This window comes from Aeromonas sp. 603757 (assembly GCF_049171255.1).
Lineage (GTDB): Bacteria > Pseudomonadota > Gammaproteobacteria > Enterobacterales > Aeromonadaceae > Aeromonas > Aeromonas veronii_A.
Map to the genome: position 1 here is coordinate 149,410 of NZ_JAAKOE010000005.1, position 17,526 is coordinate 166,935.

The 17,526-nt window shown below is 59.2% G+C and carries 14 protein-coding genes; 5 read left to right on the top strand and 9 right to left on the bottom strand.

The genetic code is table 11. The annotated features are described in order from the left end of the window. The first annotated feature begins 141 nt into the window (after positions 1-141). Positions 142-789, top strand: coding sequence for a class I SAM-dependent methyltransferase (locus G5332_RS06920; protein ID WP_421249402.1), 648 nt, complete (start codon positions 142-144; stop codon positions 787-789). 41 nt (positions 790-830) lie between these two features. On the opposite strand, the gene G5332_RS06925 is transcribed toward G5332_RS06920, so the two are convergent. Next, positions 831-2,216 carry an NAD(P)/FAD-dependent oxidoreductase gene (locus G5332_RS06925; protein ID WP_421249403.1) on the bottom strand — a complete coding sequence of 462 codons (1,386 nt, stop codon included), beginning with the start codon at positions 2,214-2,216 and terminating at the stop codon, positions 831-833. Positions 2,217-2,244: 28 nt separating this feature from the next. Further along, positions 2,245-3,168 (bottom strand): ABC transporter six-transmembrane domain-containing protein, encoded by a 924-nt coding sequence (locus tag G5332_RS06930; protein ID WP_421249404.1) that lies wholly within the window; start codon positions 3,166-3,168, stop codon positions 2,245-2,247. A 107-nt stretch (positions 3,169-3,275) separates the two neighbouring features. On the opposite strand from G5332_RS06930, the gene G5332_RS06935 reads away from it, so the two are divergent. The 3 genes from G5332_RS06935 to G5332_RS06945 all read left to right on the top strand — a co-directional run bounded on the left by G5332_RS06935 (position 3,276) and on the right by G5332_RS06945 (position 6,045). Further along, positions 3,276-3,869, top strand: coding sequence for a TetR/AcrR family transcriptional regulator (locus tag G5332_RS06935; protein ID WP_109867214.1), 594 nt, complete (start codon positions 3,276-3,278; stop codon positions 3,867-3,869). A 108-nt stretch (positions 3,870-3,977) separates the two neighbouring features. Further along, positions 3,978-5,204 carry a winged helix-turn-helix domain-containing protein gene (locus G5332_RS06940; RefSeq protein WP_421249405.1) on the top strand — a complete coding sequence of 409 codons (1,227 nt, stop codon included), beginning with the start codon at positions 3,978-3,980 and terminating at the stop codon, positions 5,202-5,204. Positions 5,205-5,295: 91 nt separating this feature from the next. Beyond that, positions 5,296-6,045 carry a substrate-binding periplasmic protein gene (locus G5332_RS06945; RefSeq protein WP_421249425.1) on the top strand — a complete coding sequence of 250 codons (750 nt, stop codon included), beginning with the start codon at positions 5,296-5,298 and terminating at the stop codon, positions 6,043-6,045. Between the two features lie 123 nt (positions 6,046-6,168). Here G5332_RS06945 and frdD read toward each other — a convergent pair whose 3' ends face one another. From frdD to mscM, 7 genes are all read right to left on the bottom strand, one after another. Then, a complete protein-coding gene (gene frdD / locus G5332_RS06950; RefSeq protein ID WP_040098079.1) occupies positions 6,169-6,525 on the bottom strand; it encodes a fumarate reductase subunit FrdD in 357 nt (118 codons plus the stop codon). Positions 6,526-6,535: 10 nt separating this feature from the next. Next, on the bottom strand, positions 6,536-6,934 hold the full coding sequence (locus tag G5332_RS06955) for a fumarate reductase (protein WP_033112664.1): 399 nt from the start codon (positions 6,932-6,934) through the stop codon (positions 6,536-6,538). 16 nt (positions 6,935-6,950) lie between these two features. Then, on the bottom strand, positions 6,951-7,685 hold the full coding sequence (locus G5332_RS06960; protein WP_041210003.1) for a succinate dehydrogenase/fumarate reductase iron-sulfur subunit: 735 nt from the start codon (positions 7,683-7,685) through the stop codon (positions 6,951-6,953). After that, complete coding sequence (gene frdA / locus G5332_RS06965) at positions 7,678-9,462, bottom strand: fumarate reductase (quinol) flavoprotein subunit (RefSeq protein WP_421249406.1); 1,785 nt, start codon at positions 9,460-9,462, stop codon at positions 7,678-7,680. Before frdA ends, G5332_RS06960 begins: the two co-directional genes overlap by 8 nt. A 509-nt stretch (positions 9,463-9,971) precedes the next feature. Further along, positions 9,972-11,849, bottom strand: a complete 1,878-nt coding sequence (locus tag G5332_RS06970) for a methyl-accepting chemotaxis protein (RefSeq protein ID WP_266134319.1) — start codon at positions 11,847-11,849, stop codon at positions 9,972-9,974. A gap of 158 nt (positions 11,850-12,007) precedes the next feature. Continuing rightward, positions 12,008-12,685, bottom strand: a complete 678-nt coding sequence (locus G5332_RS06975; RefSeq protein ID WP_421230607.1) for a glycerophosphodiester phosphodiesterase — start codon at positions 12,683-12,685, stop codon at positions 12,008-12,010. A 24-nt stretch (positions 12,686-12,709) separates the two neighbouring features. Then, entirely contained in the window at positions 12,710-15,991 is a 3,282-nt protein-coding gene (mscM, locus tag G5332_RS06980) for a miniconductance mechanosensitive channel MscM (protein WP_421311194.1), read from the bottom strand. 155 nt (positions 15,992-16,146) lie between these two features. Here mscM and G5332_RS06985 point away from each other — a divergent pair, with 155 nt between their 5' ends. Beyond that, entirely contained in the window at positions 16,147-17,484 is a 1,338-nt protein-coding gene (locus tag G5332_RS06985) for an MATE family efflux transporter (RefSeq protein WP_159164764.1), read from the top strand. Positions 17,485-17,526: the final 42 nt, after the last annotated feature.

The following is a 17,526-nucleotide window of genomic DNA, read 5'->3' on the forward strand; positions in this document are numbered from 1 at the left end:
TGACTCCTTCTCTTGCGATGGTTTGAGAGTAAAAGGGCAAACTTAAGAAACCCTTAAGGAGCAAAAAAAGTTGTCAGCGAGGCAGCCTGCAGGCAATCTGCGCCGCTGTTATCCAACAGGAATCCCCCAAGAGGAATCGCCATGTCATCCACCGTCAGCTGCCCCCTGTGTGCCAGCCATCGCAGTTATCCCCTGCCGGTGGCGGGCAAACGCTATCATCGCTGCTTCGCGTGCGAGCTGGTCTGGCTGGATCAGGCGGATCATCTGGATGAGGCGGCGGAGAAGGCGGTCTATGACGGTCACGACAATCGGGTAGATGATCCCCGTTATCGCACTTTTTTGATGCGGGCTTTTGGCGAAGTGCTGGCGCGGGTGCCGCTACCTGCCAGTGGTCTCGATTTTGGCTGCGGTCCCGGCCCTGCGCTGGTGGCGATGGGGCGTGAGGCGGGTTACCAGATGGCGGGGTATGACAAGTTCTACGCCGATTTTCCAGAGTTGCTGACGCGTCAGTATGACTTCATCACCAGTACCGAGGTGATCGAGCATATCGCCGAGCCGCGCACGGTGCTGGCGCAGTTGTGGGATTGCCTCAAGCCCGGTGGCCTGCTGGTGTTGCAGACCCAGCGGGTGCTCGGTGACGAGCGGTTTAAAAACTGGCGCTATCGCCACGACCCGACCCACATCGTCTTCTTTGCCGAGGCATCGTTTCAGGTGTTGGCCGCCAGCTGGCAGGCCGAACTTAGCTTCCCCCACGCCGATGTGGCGGTATTGCAGAAAGGCACGCCCTGAGGCGTGCCTTCGTCTGTTACTCGTCGGGTTCTTGCTCGGCGCTATTCCTTGTAGCCCTTGTCCTGCCACTGGTAGTACATCAGGGCAGATTTGACGCCGATTGACTTGAACGGCTCTGGCGGCAGCCACATTGGCAGGGTCTGCTCCGCATGGTTGAACCAGGGGTGATCCTTGCCTTGATAGAGGCTGGCCACGATGTCGCCAAACAGGAAGGAGAGGTTGATGCCGTGGCCGTTGTAGCCGAGGGCGTAGTAGATGTTCTTGTGATCCCCCATCACCCCCACCGCTTCAGTGCTGTCGCCGGTCATGCCGAGAACCCCGTCCCACACCTGCTCAAATTTGATCCCCTTGAGGGCCGGATAGAGGGTCACCAGCTCGCTCATCATCTCGCTGACCCGGTTAAGATCGCCTTTGTAGTTGAGGCCGTCGTTGAAGACGTACTCGGCATTGCCGCCACCGATGACGATGCGGTTATCCGGGGTCAATACCAGATGGAACAGGATGTTGCGGGTGTCGTAGTAGGGCACCCGACTCTGCCACTGGATGGCGGCCAGCTGTTTTTTGGTAAGCGGCTCGGTGATGGCGCTCTGGGCGTGCACCGGAAAGACCCGTCCGCTGAAGTAGCCAAGTTTTGAGGTATAGCCGTTGGTTGCCAGCACTATGCTGTCGGCGCTCACCTTGTACTTGTCGGCCACATTGAGCTCGATCTGCTTGCCCTCCTTGATCCCCATTACCGGGCTCTGCTCGTAGATGGTGACGCCCGCCTGCTCCACCGCCTTGCGCAGGGCATTGACCAGTTTCATGGCGTGTACTTGGCCGCCATTGGGGTCGTAGACCGCCCCCGCGTAGCGATCGGTGCCGAGTTTTTCCTCTGTGGTATCGGCGTTCCAGTACTGGAGCGGGATGCCGAGGCGATTGGCGGTTTTCACATAGTCGCGGTACTCGGCGATATCCTCCTCATCGAGGATCGCCTCCACATAGCCATCGAGCTTGAGGTCGGCCTCGACGCCGGTTGAGGCGACCAGCGCCTGCAGCTTGCGCATGCTGGCGACGGTGAGATCGTAGTGGCGCTTGCTCGCTTCCCCCTCCTCGTAGAGATCCATCACCTCGGAGCCCGGCAACACCATGCCGCCGTTGCGGCCCGAGGCGCCGCTGCCCACCTGCTTGGCCTCGAAGATGGCGATCTTGAGCGACGGATTGGCCTTGGCCAGATGCCAGGCGCTGGAGAGGCCGCTGTAGCCGCCACCTATGATGGCGATATCGACCTTCAGGTCTTGCGCCAGCGGGGCACTCTCCTCTGCCGGTTTCTCCTTGAACCAGTAGCTGGTGTTGGGCTCAAAGTCGCTCATCTTGGGGCCGCAGGCGGCGAGGAAAAAACAGCTGATGCACATGGTCAACGCTCGTTGGCAAAGGGTGGTCGGATTCATCTTCTACTCCGGTTACAGATACAAAATATCAAATCAGTTCATCGGGTTGGGCGGTATTGACCCGGCGGCCTATGTCTCGCAGCCGGGCCAGCTGATCGGCAAGACCGGGCCCCTCATCCAGGCTGGTGACAAAGTTCCAGAGGTAGGTCATCACAGCATAGACATGGCCTGCCGAGACCTGGGGTTGGGCCATCAGCATGGTGATGGCCAGCAGGAACAGCAGGGAGGCGCTGATGCCGACCGCCAGAAAAGCGAGTGCCTCCCGATCCGAAATCCGGATTCGGAGCCAGGCCAGCGCGCGGTAGTGGCGGGCGAGGCTGGTTGATTGGGCATGGGTGACCAGTTTGACCTCGTGTTCCAGTCGATCGTTGAGCCGCTCGTGCAGCAGCTGGTTCTTGCGCGAAAAGCCGGGCAGCAGCAGGCCGAACAGCAGCAATACCCCCATGCAGGCGATGCCGACCCAGAACTCGATCACCATCAGCATCACGGCCGCCCCGACGATGGAGATCAGGCTGGTGGCCAGGATCGGGATATGTTTCTCGAAGAAGTCGACAAACTCCCGCGCCAGGGTGACCCGCGCCACTATGGTGGATTGCCCCTCCTGCTGCTGGCGCTGGGTCAGGATCACCGGCACCGCCAGTGCCGCATAGATATGGGTAAAGGTGCGGGTATCGACCGCCCGGCGCAGGGCGCCGATGAGCCAGAACAGCAGCACGATCAGGGCGTAGCTTGAAGCCTGCCACCACTGGCCCTTGACGATGGCGTCGATGGCAAAACCGGCGAACAGGGGATAGACCACCAGCAGGATGTTTTCGAGGGCCACCAGCGAGAAGGTGCCCGCCAGCTTGAGGGGATTGGCCCGCGCAATCGCCCCCAGCGAACGACCGGCCGAGTGTGGCAACGGCGTGGCCTGCTCGTCGCAACTGGCTGCCGAAGTGGTTGGTGTTGTCATGGGTTATCTCCTAAGATGTCGGAAACGCTAAGTTTGAGCGAGTGCTCAAAGTTTGTTTGAGCGACTGCTCAAAGTCAAGCAGAACGATGGATATCGCAGGAGGTCAGATGGCACGCCCATCAGCAGAACAGCGCAAAGAGATGATCATCGAGGCCGTATTGGCCCTGTTTCGAGAAAAGGGGATGGCGGCATCGTCAACCCGTGATATTGCCGAGCGCACCGGTCTGGCGCGCAGCCACGTCTACCACTACTTCAAGGATTGGAAGGAGCTCTGCCTCTGTGCCGTGGAGCGTTTCACCTATCAGGAGATAGCCGAGCAGCGGGAGTGGCTGTTGCCGCTGCCTGCCCGCGAAGCGTTGCCGCTCTTTGTGCGGGACAACCTGCCGACCAGTCAGGATGCCTCCTGGGCCATCTATCTGGATGCCTGGAACGAGTCACTGCGCGACCCTGTGTTTGCCGAGAGCTACCGCAAAATCATTCTGGCGTGGCGCGAGGTGCTGGAGCTGATCCTGCAAAAGGGGATCGACAGCGGCGAGTTTGTGGCGGGCGATGCCCGGCGACTGGCGCGCCAGATCACCTCCCTCATCAACGGCTATGCCGATGACCTCATTCTGGAGCCGACCCCCGAGACGGTAGAGGCCACTTATCAAGAGATCATGCTGGTGGTCAATCAGCTGGTCTTGCCCCCGGCCCACTCATAGCGGCGCAGGCACACAAGGAAGGGGAGGCATGCCTACGTGGAGCCTCCCCCGGTTTTTGTTGGCCATCCGCCGGGCGCGCGATGGTCAGATACCAGGGAGCGGTTGTTGATGTCGATTACCCATTTGTCACTGCAAGATGCCCGTCATCTGCAACTGGCGGCGCAAGGGCTGCTCGTCCCCCGCCGCAGCAAGGCGACTCCGGCCGACCTGTTGGCCACCATTCGCCGCATGGCGCTGCTGCAGATCGATACCATCTCGGTGGTGGCGCGCAGCCCCTATCTGGTGCTCTTTAGCCGCCTTGGCCAGTACGAACCGCGTTGGCTGGAGCAGCTGCTGGCCGACGGCGAGATCTTCGAATATTGGGCCCACGAGGCCTGCTTTGTGCCCCGCGAGGATTACCGGCTGCTGCGCCACCGAATGCTTGACCCTGCCGCCATGGGGTGGAAGTTTTCGGCCAACTGGCTCGCTACCCATCAGCAGGAGATTGGCCAGCTTATCGAACGCATTCGCCAGCACGGCCCGGTACGGGCGGCCGATTTTGAGCGCAAAGAGGGGAAGGGCAATGGCTGGTGGGACTGGAAACCGGAGAAGCGCCATCTGGAGGTATTGTTTACCAGCGGTCAGCTGATGGTGCGGGAGCGGCGCAACTTTCAGCGGGTCTATGATCTTGCCGAGCGGGTCATCCCCGAGTGGAACGACCAGCGGGATCTGCCGAGCGTCGAGCTGGCGCAGCGGGATATGGTGCGCGCCAGCTGTCGGGCGTTGGGGCTGGTCAAAACAGGCTGGGTTGCGGACTACTACCGGCTGCGGCGCGGCAAATATGACGCCCTGCTCCATCAACTGGCGGACGAGGGGGAGCTGTTGCCGGTACGGGTGGAGGGATGGCGGCACGGCGCTTTTGTGCACGCCTCGCTGGCCGATGAGCTGGCAAGGGCACAGGCGGGCACCCTCAAGGCGACCCATACCACCGCCTTGTCGCCGTTCGACCCGCTGGTGTGGGATCGCAAGCGGGCCAGTGAACTGTTCAATTTTGACTATCGCATCGAATGCTACACCCCGGCCCCCAAGCGGCAGTACGGCTACTTCGTGTTGCCCTTGCTCCATCGCGGCAAGCTGGTGGGCAGGATGGATGCCAAGGCCCATCGCCAGCAGGGGATCTTCGAGATCAAGAGCCTCTATCTGGAAGCTGGTGTGAGAGTGACCCGTACGCTTGCACAGGATCTGGCGAAAGCCCTGCAAAAGCTGGCTGACTGGCACCAGACCCCGCAGCTCCGTTATGGTGCCATTCCGGCCAATTTGCTGGCGTTGTGGCATGAAAGCACCCCTGCAAAGTGAGATCTATCCCTTCTGGGCTAAGCTGCAAGAGGGATAAACAGTCCGGGAGCGGGAGATGAAACGAGTGGCAACATGGTGGGCGGGATTGGCGATGGCCATCTTGTCCCCCGCGCTATGGGGGCAAGAGCCGCCAGTGAAGATCTGTCTGGGGGAGGGCAACGAGTGGGCCCCCTTTACCTACTGGGAGCGCAAGGACGGGGTGCCCGATACCAGCCGCCTGACCGGTTCGGCGACAACGCTGGTGCTCGATGCGCTGCAACAGAGCGGGCTGTCCCACCAGATCCGCTATCTGCCCTGGGCGCGGGTGCAGCAGGAGCTGGCGGATTATCGTCAGAATGGTCTGTGCGAGCTGACTTGGGATGCCAGCTACAAGCCGGAGCGGGCCGAGTTTGCCTTCTACAGCGTTCCCCTCTATTACACCCACCTCGGTTTCTTCTATCTCAAGCGCCGCTACCCTGAACCGCCAGATCTGCAGACGGTCAATCGCTCCCGGGTGTGCGGGGTGATTGGCTACAACTACACCCCCTACGGGCTTGCGCAGGAGCCACGCCGGGTCAAGCAGTTGCAGCAGGCGCTCGATATGCTGGAGCGGGATCGCTGCGATTTTCTGCCGAGCGAAATCGAACCTCTGGTGGCAGGCATCAGCCTTGGCATCTACCGCAGCGAGAGCGGGTTGCTCAATCTCGCCCTGCCCAGCCGCAAGGGATTTTATCTGCTGGTGAGCAAGGGCTCCCCCCGCGCTCACGAGCTGGTGAATAACCTCAATCAGGCTCTGGTGGCGTTTCAGGAAGGAGGGCATGCCGACGAGGTGATGCGCCGTTTCTTGCCGCCGATGGAGTAGGTGCTCATCAGGAAATGCAGCTGAAAAGGGCCAGCCTGAGCAATCTTGCTGGCCCTTTTCAGCTGTTCAGGAGGATAAAAAAACCGGGCAGAGTGCCCGGTTTGGTCTATCAGTCAGATGTGATTACTGGAGTACCAGTACCATCAGCAGGCCGACGGTAATGGCAGATACCAGGAAGGCAAAGCCATAGAAAACATAGTGGTGCAGCTTGGTGGTGTGGATCCCCAGATCGTGCAGACCGTGGTAGATACGGTGCATGCCGTGCCAGATGGGCAGGGCGATGATCACCAGCAGGATGCAGGCACCCCACCAGGAGCTGGCAAACGCGTGCACGCGGTCATAGCTCATAGTTTCCACGTCCATGATGCCCATGGGCACCAGCAGACCGGTGATGAGGACAATGACCGGCAGCAGCATGGCAACGACCATGCCACCCGCACCAAACAGACCCCAGTAAATTGGCTCGTCAGAACGTCTCATTGTTTTCTCCTCAGGCCACGATGATCAGGACAAGCAGGGATACCACAGCCAGCGCCACATACTGGGCGATGACGATCGGTTTCTCCGGCACCAGGTCTTCACCACGGAAGATACGCATGGCTTTCGGCGCCAGTGCGAACCAGGTCTTGGCGTGGAACAGGCAGGCTGCCAGCGCAATCACATGGAACAGGATGGCGATCGGGCTTTGCAGGGATTCCAGCCAGCCGTTGAACGCTTCCTGACCCTGTACCAGACGCATCAGACCCCACATCAGCACAACAGCGTAGATGGAGACGAAGATACTGGTGCCTTCGCGGATCATGTAACCGGTGTAGAAGGCGTTCTTCAGCCACCAGTCTTTCTTCATTTCGCGGACGTAAGGTTTACGTTTGCTTTCAGTGTTGTTCATGGTCTCAATCCTGCTCTCAATCTGGCTTGAACATGGCGATCATGTAGTCCTTGGCACTCTCTACCTTGCCAAGCTGGATGGCCGCTGCCGGATCGACGCCCTTCGGGCACACTTCGGAGCAGTAGCCCACGAAGGTACAGCCCCAGACGCCTTCGTCCTGGCTGATGATGCGCATACGCTCTTTGGCACCGGCATCACGGTTGTCGACGTTGTAGCGATAGGCCAGAGCCAGTGCCGCCGGACCGGTGAACTTCTTGTTGATGCCGTACTGCGGGCAGGCCGCGTAGCAGAGACCACAGTTGATGCACTGGGAGAACTGCTTGTACTTCGCCATCTGGGCCGGAGTCTGGATGTACTCGCCATCGCACAGGTTGCGCGGCTCGCTCGGGATGATGTAGGGCTTGATGCTCTCCAGCTTCTCGATGAAATCGGACATGTCGACCACCAGGTCGCGCTCGATCGGGAAGTTGTTGAGCGGCTCGATGGTCATCTTGCCCGGCAGATAGTCGCGCAGGAATGCCTTGCAACCCAGCTTGGGAACACCGTTGACCATCATGCCGCAGGAGCCGCAGATCGCCATCCGGCAGGACCAGCGGAAGCTCAGGGTAGAGTCCAGGTGATCCTTGATGTATTGCAGCGCATCCAGCAGAGACATTTCTCTCTGGTAAGGCACCTGGAAGGTCTGCATCCAGGGCTCGTTATCCTGCTCCGGACGATAGCGCAGGATTTCAATTTCAATCATCTCAGCCATTCTTCTTAGCCTCGTCTTGTTTCTCACCCTCGGAGCCGTACACGCGTTTTGCCGGCTGGGACTTAGTGATCTTCACATCGGAGTAATCGATGGAGGGCGTTTCGCCATTTTGGTAGAACGAGAGCGTGTGCTTGAGGAAGTTCACGTCATCGCGCTCTTCGTAACCATCCAGACGCTGGTGGGAACCGCGGGACTCTTTACGATTGATGGCGGAGTGCGCCATGGCTTCTGCCACGTCCAGCATGTAGCCCAGTTCGATGGCGTACAGCAGGTCGGTGTTGAAGACAGAGGACTTGTCGTTGATCTTGACCTTCTTGTAACGGGCTTTCAGCTCGTTGATCTTGTCGATGGTGCCCTGCATCAGCTCTTCGGTACGGTAGATACCGACACCGGCTTCCATGGACATGCCCAGCTCGTTGCGGATATCGGCCGGGTTTTCAGTGCCATCAATGTCGAGCAGGGAGAGGTGCTGCTTGATGAGCGCCTCGGCCTTGGCGGCCAGCGCTTCGGTATTGCCATGCTTCTGAGTCTTGGCAAATTCACCTGCCTGCTCACCGGCCAGCTTGCCGAATACCACGATCTCGGACAGGGAGTTGGAACCCAGACGGTTGGCACCGTGCAGACCGACGGAGGCACATTCGCCCGCGGCGTAGAGGCCGGGCAGACGGGTGGCACACTTGTTGTCGGTCTCGATACCACCCATGGTGTAGTGGGCAGTCGGACGTACCGGGATAGGCTCTTTGGCCGGATCCACGTTGACGTAGGCTTTGGCCAGTTCGCAGATGAACGGCAGACGCTCTTTCAGGTACTTCTCGCCAAGGTGACGCAGGTCGAGGTGAACCACATCGCCCATCGGGCCCTGAATGACGCGGCCTTTCTGCTGCTCTTGCCAGAATGCCTGGGAAACACGGTCGCGCGGACCCAGCTCCATGTATTTGCTCTTCGGCTGGCCGATCGGGGTTTCCGGGCCCAAGCCGTAGTCTTGCAGGTAGCGGTAGCCATCCTTGTTCAACAGGACGCCACCCTCACCACGACAACCTTCGGTCATCAGGATGCCGGTGCCCGGCAGACCGGTCGGGTGATACTGGACGAACTCCATATCACGCAGCGGTACGCCGTGACGATAGGCCAGCGCCATGCCGTCACCGGTCACGATGCCGCCGTTGGTGTTGTAACGGTAAACACGACCAGCACCACCAGTTGCCAGAATCACGGATTTGGCCTGGATGAAGCGGGTGATGCCGTTCTGGATGTCAAAGGTCAGAACGCCCTGAACACGACCATCTTCCACGATCAGATCGAGGCAGAAGTGCTCGTCGAAGCGCTTGATGCTCGGGTATTTGACGGAGGTCTGGAACAGGGTGTGCAGAATGTGGAAACCGGATTTGTCAGCAGCGAACCAGGTACGGGGTACCTTCATGCCACCAAAAGGACGCACGTTGGCTTTGCCATCCGGCTTGCGGCTCCAGGGGCAACCCCAGTGCTCCAGCTGGATCATCTCTTTGGTCGCATTGTTGACGAAGTAATCGACAACGTCCTGCTCACACAGCCAGTCACCACCGGAGACGGTGTCGTTGAAGTGGTTTTCGAGGGAGTCGTCATCACGGACGACACCGGCAGCGCCGCCTTCGGCAGCTACCGTGTGGCTGCGCATCGGGTAAACCTTGGAAATCAGGGCGATGTCCAGGTCTGGCTGTGATTCGGCTATAGCGATAGCGGCGCGTAAGCCGGTACCGCCAGCACCGATGATGGCCACATCGGTCTTGATAATATCCACATCTGCCTCCTTAGGGATAGATTTGCTGGGCACGATTTTGCTCTATGAAAAAAATTCAGGCTTGATGCAAGTCAAACTGCTAGGTTTTATTCCCTTTTTATTGGTTATTTTTCTATAAAACACCCAAATCCCTGGATGAAAATGTCGTTATTATCGTCATTTTTTGGTGTTACTGAGCAGTTGAACACCTAGCTACGAGCACTTTAACTTCTGGATTGTACGTAGTTTTCTTTCAATAAAATGCGAATCACCTCTCTTTTTAGGTACTCGCGAAAAAAATTTTAAGTTTTTTATTGTAATTTTTTAATGAGAATTATTGGCATTTACTTGTTCGGATAGAAATAGTTAATCCGAAATGCTGCGGTGACCACGGCGGTGATCTGATAATCCCAGACGAATCACAAGGATTTCAAGGCGGGGTATTTGGCGGGTAATGTGAGATTACTCACTGAAAATTAAGCGCTATTTAGAAAAATAAAAGGGGCCTGTACGGCCCCTTTTGCTCATGCTCAAATGCGGAACATGCCGACCTGATTGCTCAGTTCACCCGAAATATTTTTAAGTTGTTCAGAGAGATGGCGTGAGCTGTCTGCATCCACTGCCAGTTCGTCCGAGACATCTTTCACCGCCTGAATGTTGCGGCTGACCTCGTCGGTCACCGCTCGTTGCTCTTCCGCCGCGCTGGATATCTGGGTCGCCATGTCGGAGATCTGATTGATGGAGGAGGTGATCTGTTCCAGCGCCTGGGTGGCGTTGTTGGCATCATCCACGCTGTTCTGGGCCAGCAGCTGTCCTTCATGCATGGTGCTGACTGCCCCCTGGGTATTGCGCTGCAGGGTCTCGATCATGCTGCGGATCTCGACGGTGGAGCTATGGGTACGCTGTGACAGCACCCGCACTTCGTCTGCCACCACAGCGAAACCCCGGCCCTGTTCGCCTGCACGGGCTGCTTCGATAGCTGCGTTGAGTGCCAGCAGGTTGGTCTGTTCGGCGATGCCCTGAATGGTGGAGAGGATGGTGTTGATCTCCTGAGCGTTTTTCTCCAGTTCCTGAATGATGTTGGAGGCCTGTTCCACCTGGGTGGCCAGATCGGTGATGGAGCGCTGGTTGCGGGCGATCACCTGCTTGCCATGTTCGCAACTGCTGCTAGAAGAGCGGGCTGCTTCGGCGGTCTGTTCGGCGTTGCTTGCCACTTCAACGGCTGTGGCCGACATCTCGTGTACTGCAGTAGCGATCTGGGAGATTTCGTTTTGCTGACGTGCCAGCCCCTGATTCGCCTTCTCCGCCATGCTGTGGGAGGATTTGGCCTGCTGATTAAGCTGGGTCGAGGAGTTGGAGATATCCTGCACCATCACATGGATCCGGTCGATGAAGGTGTTGACGTGCTTGGCAACCGCGCCCACCTCGTCTTCCCGCTCGATCTTGATGCGGCGGGTCAGATCACCGTTGCCGCGTGAGAGATCGGCAATCGCTTCGCCCAGGGTTTTCAGGGGTGCCAGTGAACCATTGATGGCGACATAGGAGAAGCCAGCCACGATCAGTATGGTGATAAGCCCCTGGATGAGGGAGGAGGTGACCATGCTGCGCACCGACTGATAGGCGGTCTCCTCATCCACCATCATGCCGTAATACCAGTTGGTATTGGGGATTGCGTTGAAGTCAAAGACCTCTTTCTTGCCACTGATCACCAGCTCGTTGATCATGCCGTCATGGGCGATCTGGTTGATGTAAGAAGCGGTCAATTCAGGGGCCAGTGCGGTGGCAGACTTGAGACTCAACGAGGCATCCGGGTGGGCGATGATGGTGCCATTACTGTCTACCAGAATGGCGTAGGTGCCCTCGGTAGTGACTGCCAGAATATCCGAGATAAGGGCGCTGATGGATACGTCACCGGCGATGACGCCCTGAGTGTTGCCGCGCTGGAACGGCTCGGCAATGGTGACAATCAGTTGTCCGGTAGAGATATCCGCATAAGGGGCAGTAATGACCAGTTTGCCAGCTGCCATCGCATCCTTGTACCAGGGGCGTTGACGGGGGTCATAACCGGCAGGGAGGTTGGTGGGCTTGCTCTGGATCATCTTGCCATCGGCAGTACCGGCATAGACCAGGTCGAATCCACCTGCATTCATGGATTGGGCCAGATGGCTGATGGGTTCATCCTCTTTGGTGAAAGCCTCCTTGGTGGTGCTGACGATGGCGATACGGGAGTCAACCCAGCGGGAGATCCCCTTGACGTTGGCCATGGAGCTTTCGTCGATGATATTCCAGACCAGCCGCTGGGTTTCGCTGCGCAGTTGCGAGGTGTTGTACCAGACCTGTATCCCGGTGATCACCAGAATGATGACCCCGATAGCCAGGACCAGCTTGTTTTTAATCGATAAGTTCATAGTTACATCCTTGTGAGCGTCAGTCTGAGTGTGTGGAAACTGGTTATTGTTATGTGCCTGTTCTTATCGGCTGAAGTTGAACTCTTTGTATCCCGATCAGCTATTTAAAGTTAGTGCCTAAATCAGAGCTTATCCATATGTGTATCCTTGTCAGGTGGCTACAGGAAACGATCTGGACGATTGGTGAAGATTCCATCGACCCCCATGCTGGCTAGTTTTTCATAATCTTCATGATAATCAACGGTATAAACTAGAACCCTTAATCCGCGTTGATGTGCATCTTCCACCAGTATCCGGTCGACAAAATCCACGTCGCAGTTAAGTGACCAGGCCCCCAGCTCATCAGCAAACAGCGCCAGGTTGAGTGGCAGATTGGCGGTCAGGGCGCCGAGGCGGATATCGGGCCGCAAGGCGGCAAATCGGGCCAGCTCCGGGTGATGGAAGGACGAAACCACCCACTGGCCGGGAGTAAAGCCCAGCTCGGCCTCTGCCCGTCGGGTCAGGGCTGCCACCGCATCGGCGGTATGAGCCCCCTTGAGCTCGATGTGCAACTCGCAGCGTCCGGCTATGATCTCCATCACCTGCCAGAGGGTCGGGATCACCTCTCCTTCACCGGCATCAAGCTGCTCCAGATAGGAGCGGGATTGCTCGGTCAGTACCCCCTTGCCATTGGTGCAGCGCTCCAGCCGCCGGTCGTGGAAGACCCACAACTCGCCATCGGCCGCCTGCACGTCGATCTCGATGGCTGATGCTCCCAGCTCCAGCGCTTTGGCCATCGCCTTGAGAGTGTTTTCGGGGGCCAGACCGCTGGCGCCACGATGGGCAATAATCTGCATGTTCTGCTCCTTTTACCTCGCGGATCAGCCGCGGCTCAGGTGAATGTCGATCTGTTGATGGGGCAGAGTAAGTCCCTGCTGCTGCATCTTCTCCAGCACCAGCGAGTGAACCTCGTGAGTGATGGGCATCCGGTGATCCATGTTGTTGACGTAGAGGCGGATCTCGTAGATCAGCGCCGAGTCGGTGAATTCGATCAGGAATACTTCCGGACTGGGGGTCTCCAGTACCAGAGTAGAGGCATGGATCGCCTCCTCAAGAATACGTTGCACCAGTTTCGGATCACGGGTCAGACCGATCCGGATCCGCAGTTTGACCCGGGTTATCGCATCGGAGAGCGACCAGTTGATGAACTGCTCGGTGATAAAGGCCTTGTTGGGCACGATGATCTCCTTGCGATCCCAATCCACTATGGTGGTCGCCCGGGTTTTGATCTTGGTTACGGTGCCGGTGAGATCGCGAATGGTCACAGTGTCACCGAGCCGGATTGGTTTCTCGAACAGGATGATGAGGCCGGAAACAAAGTTGGCGAAGATCTCCTGCAGGCCGAAACCCAGCCCTACCGAGAGGGCGGCCACCAGCCACTGGGTCTTCGACCAGTCGATACCGAGCATGGAGAAACCGGTGAGGGCGCCAACGAGGATCACCAGATACTTGCTGATCGTGGTGAGTGCAAAGCCGGTTCCGGGAGAGAGGCTGAGGTGCTGAAGCAGGGTCAGCTCCATCAGCCCCGGCAGGTTGCGGGCGGTCACCACGGTCAGGATGAAGACGAAGGCGGTCAGCATCAGATCCTGCAGGGTGATGGCGGAGAGCTGCTCGATGCCACCAATCTTGCTGCTCACCTGCCATACCTCGATATTGCTGAGGAAGCTGAACGCCGAGTTGAGATCCGACCATTGCACTACCACCAGCATGGTGAAGCCGAGCATCAGCAGGGTGCGCACCAGCCCCAGCGACTGGGCGCTGATGGTGTCGAGGTCCAGCTCAGTCTCTTCCACCACATCGGGGATCTCCGAACTTAGCTCCTCCTGATTGTCGTCACGGCCGCGCTGGGCCAGCATCTCGGCCCGCTTGCTCTTGGCACGCTCGAAGGCAAGGCGGCGGCGCTGGATCAGCATCCAGCGTCTGGCCAGATAGTAGATCAGCAGGCAACCCAGCCCCATCAGCAGGCTCAGCTCCAGCTGGCGCAGCAGGGTGCGCGAGGTATAGAAGTAGCCAAACAGGGCGCCGATCACCGCCAGCAGCGGCGCCAGCATCAGGCTGTTCCAGATGAAGTGGTGCAGCAGATGGGGCTTGGTCATGTCGGTCTGGCCCCAGGTGAGCGGCAGCCGCTCCCGGTTGAGGCGGGCAAAGAACAGCAGCAGCCAGAGTGCACCGATCATGAAGGCCATCCGGCCGAGGGAGTCGTAGAAGGCGTGCTCCTGATAGCTGTTGGCCATCCCCTGCACAAAGAAACTCGGGATCAGCACCAGCAGCAGGGTGCGAAACTGCCCCCATACCTTTTGCACCTGTTCCCGGGGCCAGCGGAAGTGGTGGATCAAAATCCCCCGCTCCAGCGTCAGATGGCGGGCCATCACCAGTGCCAGCAGCAGAAACCAGATCTCGCCAAGGCCACGCGCTACCGCCACCGCAAACGGGTATTGCCAGGCCCCTTCGAGCAGGCCGCGCACCATCAGCACCATGGCGGGCAAGGGGAGGGCGGCAAGCAGGGAGCGCAGCAGCAAGCGGCTGGTGAGGCTGAATTTGTCCTGAGTTACCTTGCCGATCCGCGGCGCAATATGGTCGCAATAGAGGTTCAGGTGACGGGCCAGCTTGAACCAGCTCCAGGCCAGCACCAGCAGACCAATACCGGCCAGCGTGAGGCTCAGCGGGCTGTTTTCGGCGATGGCGTAGGGCAGTTGCAACCAGTTGTCCGGGTTGAAGGCCAGGGTCAGCGCGGCAGGAATGCCGAGCATCACCTGTGGGGTAAAGGGGCGCACATCCGGCATCCAGAACAGGTGGCTGGCACTGATCTCCCGGATCTCGTCGATCTTGCTGTTCTGGCGGCTGTAGAGCAGCTTGAGACGAGTCTGCTCCTGAATGAGGGTGTCGGAGGCGTCGTTGAGCCGGGTCAGCAGCTGGCGCCGGGCCTTGAGCAGGTTGTCGAGCACCGCTTGCTGTGGCCGATCGAGCGTCACCTCCTCTTCGGCCATCAGCTTGTCGCGCAGCTGGCGGGTATCCTTGAGCCCATCCTGCTCGCTCTCGTACTGGTACTTGGCCATGCGGGCGCTGACGATGGCGGACTCCAGCTTGTCGAGGGGGAACTGGGGAGGCAGATCGGAGAGTTTGCTGCGCAGGTTCTCGCCGTAGGCATTACTGATCTGCAGCCACTCCAGCTGTTCGCGCACCGAGTTGACCAGCTCATTCAGCTCAAACAGATTCTTGTCGACGCTGCGCTGCTCGTCCTGCACCCGCTCAATCTGATCTTCCAGTGTGCCGAGCTGGATGGAGAGCGCCTGATTCTGCTGTTGCTGCTCCAGCAGCAGCGGCATGTCGGTGGTGAGCTGCTTGCGCAGCCGTTCGCTCTCCTCCAGCGCCTGCTCGGTCTTCTCCCGCCGCAGCTGGTTCTGCTGGGTCAGCAGGCTGGCTTGCCACTCATCCTCGTCGGCGATGGCCAGATTGAGCTCCTGCAGCTTCAGCTTGCCGAGATCGTTGCGCTGCTGGGCCGAGAGTTGCTCCAGCTCCAGCATCTGGATCCGGTCGGAGAGGCTCTGCTCCTTCATTCTGGTCAGCAGCAGTTGTGCCTCCTGCTGGCGATCCGATTCGCTGCTGAAGCTCAGTCGCTCCAGCTGGCTGCGGGTCAGTTGCAGCTGTTTGCGCAGATCATCCACCCGCAGGTGATACTCCTGCCCGGTGCTCTCCAGCTGGTTGAGGCTGTCCATCACCCCCTGCCGCTCCTTGCGCAGGTTGAGCTGGCGGTTGCTGCTCAAGCCTATAGCCTGGCGCAGCGCCTCCTCCTTGAGGCTCGCCAGCGGCGGGCGAGCGGCGGGCTGATAGTTGTGCAGGCTCTCCTTGAGGCGTGCCGACTCCTTGGGGTAATCGATAAGGATCTGCTGATAGGCTTTGCTCTGCTCCCGGTAGCGCTCGGCCTCTCTGGCAAATTGCAGCGCCTGCTGGTAGCTCTCCCGCAGTTTCTGGTTTTCCGGGGTATCGCTCTTGGGCACGCTCTGCAACAGGGATTCGGCCTGGGCAATGGCATCGTCGGCGCGCACGGCTGGCGGCAACAAGATTAGGGAGAGCAGCAAGAGGGTGAGCAGGCGTTGCAACATGAGGCTCGTTTCCGTTCAGAAGAGGTGGCCCTAGCCTAAAACAGGGCAGGGAGGCGGGTAAAGCAGTCTATATTAATGATTCATAACACAAATAACAGGAAGTCGTGCTGCCGTTTCGCTATGATCCCGGCCGCTTTCTCTCCACCGAGTCGAATATGTCAGCTGTTGATCTGGGCACAGCCCCGCTATCTCGCCTTTTCTGGCGTTACGTAACCCCGACCGTGGCGGCCATGCTGATCACCGGCATCTATGTCACCATCGATGGCATCTTCGTTGGCCATGTGCTGGGTCAGGATGGCATGGCCGGTCTGATGCTGGCTTATCCCATTTGCGCCGTGCTTTATGCGGTGGGGGCGCTGATCGGCATGGGGGCCTCGTCGCTGGTCTCCTTCTATCTGGGGCAGGGCAACCCGGCCAAAGCCCGCCATATCGTCGGCAATGCGCTGGTGATGGTGTTGTTGGCCTCGGCATTGCTCAGTTTTATCGGGATCCGTTATGGCGAGCCCATGCTGGCCTGGATGGGGGCGGAGGGGGAGATCTTTACCGCCGGGCTCTCCTACCTGCAGGCCTACGCCTGGCTTGGCGTCTTTGCGGTGCTGTCGATGGCGTTCAGCTCGCTGCTGCGCAACGATGGCCGCCCCGGATTTGTCACCCTCATCATGGTAGTCGGGGGCCTGCTCAACGTGCTGCTCGACTATCTGCTGATGGTGGTGTTTCCGTTCGGACTGGCCGGGGTGGCGACGGCCACCATGCTCTCCCAGGCAGTGACGGGCCTCGCCTGCCTGTGGCACTTCTTCACACCGCGTAGCCAGCTGCGGATAAGTTGGGACACCTTGCGCCCCGATCTGCGGCTGATGGGCGAGACTGTGCGCCTCGGGGTCTCCAGTTTTTTGATGTACCTCTATCTCTCGGTAGTGCTGGCGCTGCACAACAAGGCGTTGCTGGCGGTCGGCACTTCGCTGCATGTGGCGGCCTACGGGGTGATCAGTTACACCGAGGCCTTCTTCTATCTGGTGTTCGAGGGAATCGCCATGGGTATCCAGCCCATCGCCAGCTTCAACGCAGGAGCCGGTCACTGGCGGCGGGTGCTGCGGATCCGCAACCTGGCACTCGGAGTGACGTTGGGGATCGCCCTGTGCGCCATGATCCCGCTCTATCTGTGGCCGGAGGCGGCGGTCTATCTGTTTGCCGGCGACAACGCCACCCTGCTGCCGGTGGCGAGCCTCGGGATCTGGCTCTACTTCTGGGGGCTGCCGATGGAGGGCTTGCTGCTGGTGGGGGCCACCTACTTCCAGGCCATCAACCGGGCCCGCATCGCCTCCCTGCTCACCGGCGGAAAGCTGGTGCTGATTGGCGGTTTCTTGTGGGGCTTCTCGACCCTGTGGGGCGTGCCCGGGGTCTGGCTGGCATTGCCAACGTGCAGCTCATTGCTGGTGTTGGTGATGTGGCGGGCGATGCGTCGGGAGTCCGGCGCCCACGCGCTGGCCGGATAGATAATCAGGTTCGACGTGCAGATAGCAGACAGGCAGCCATGG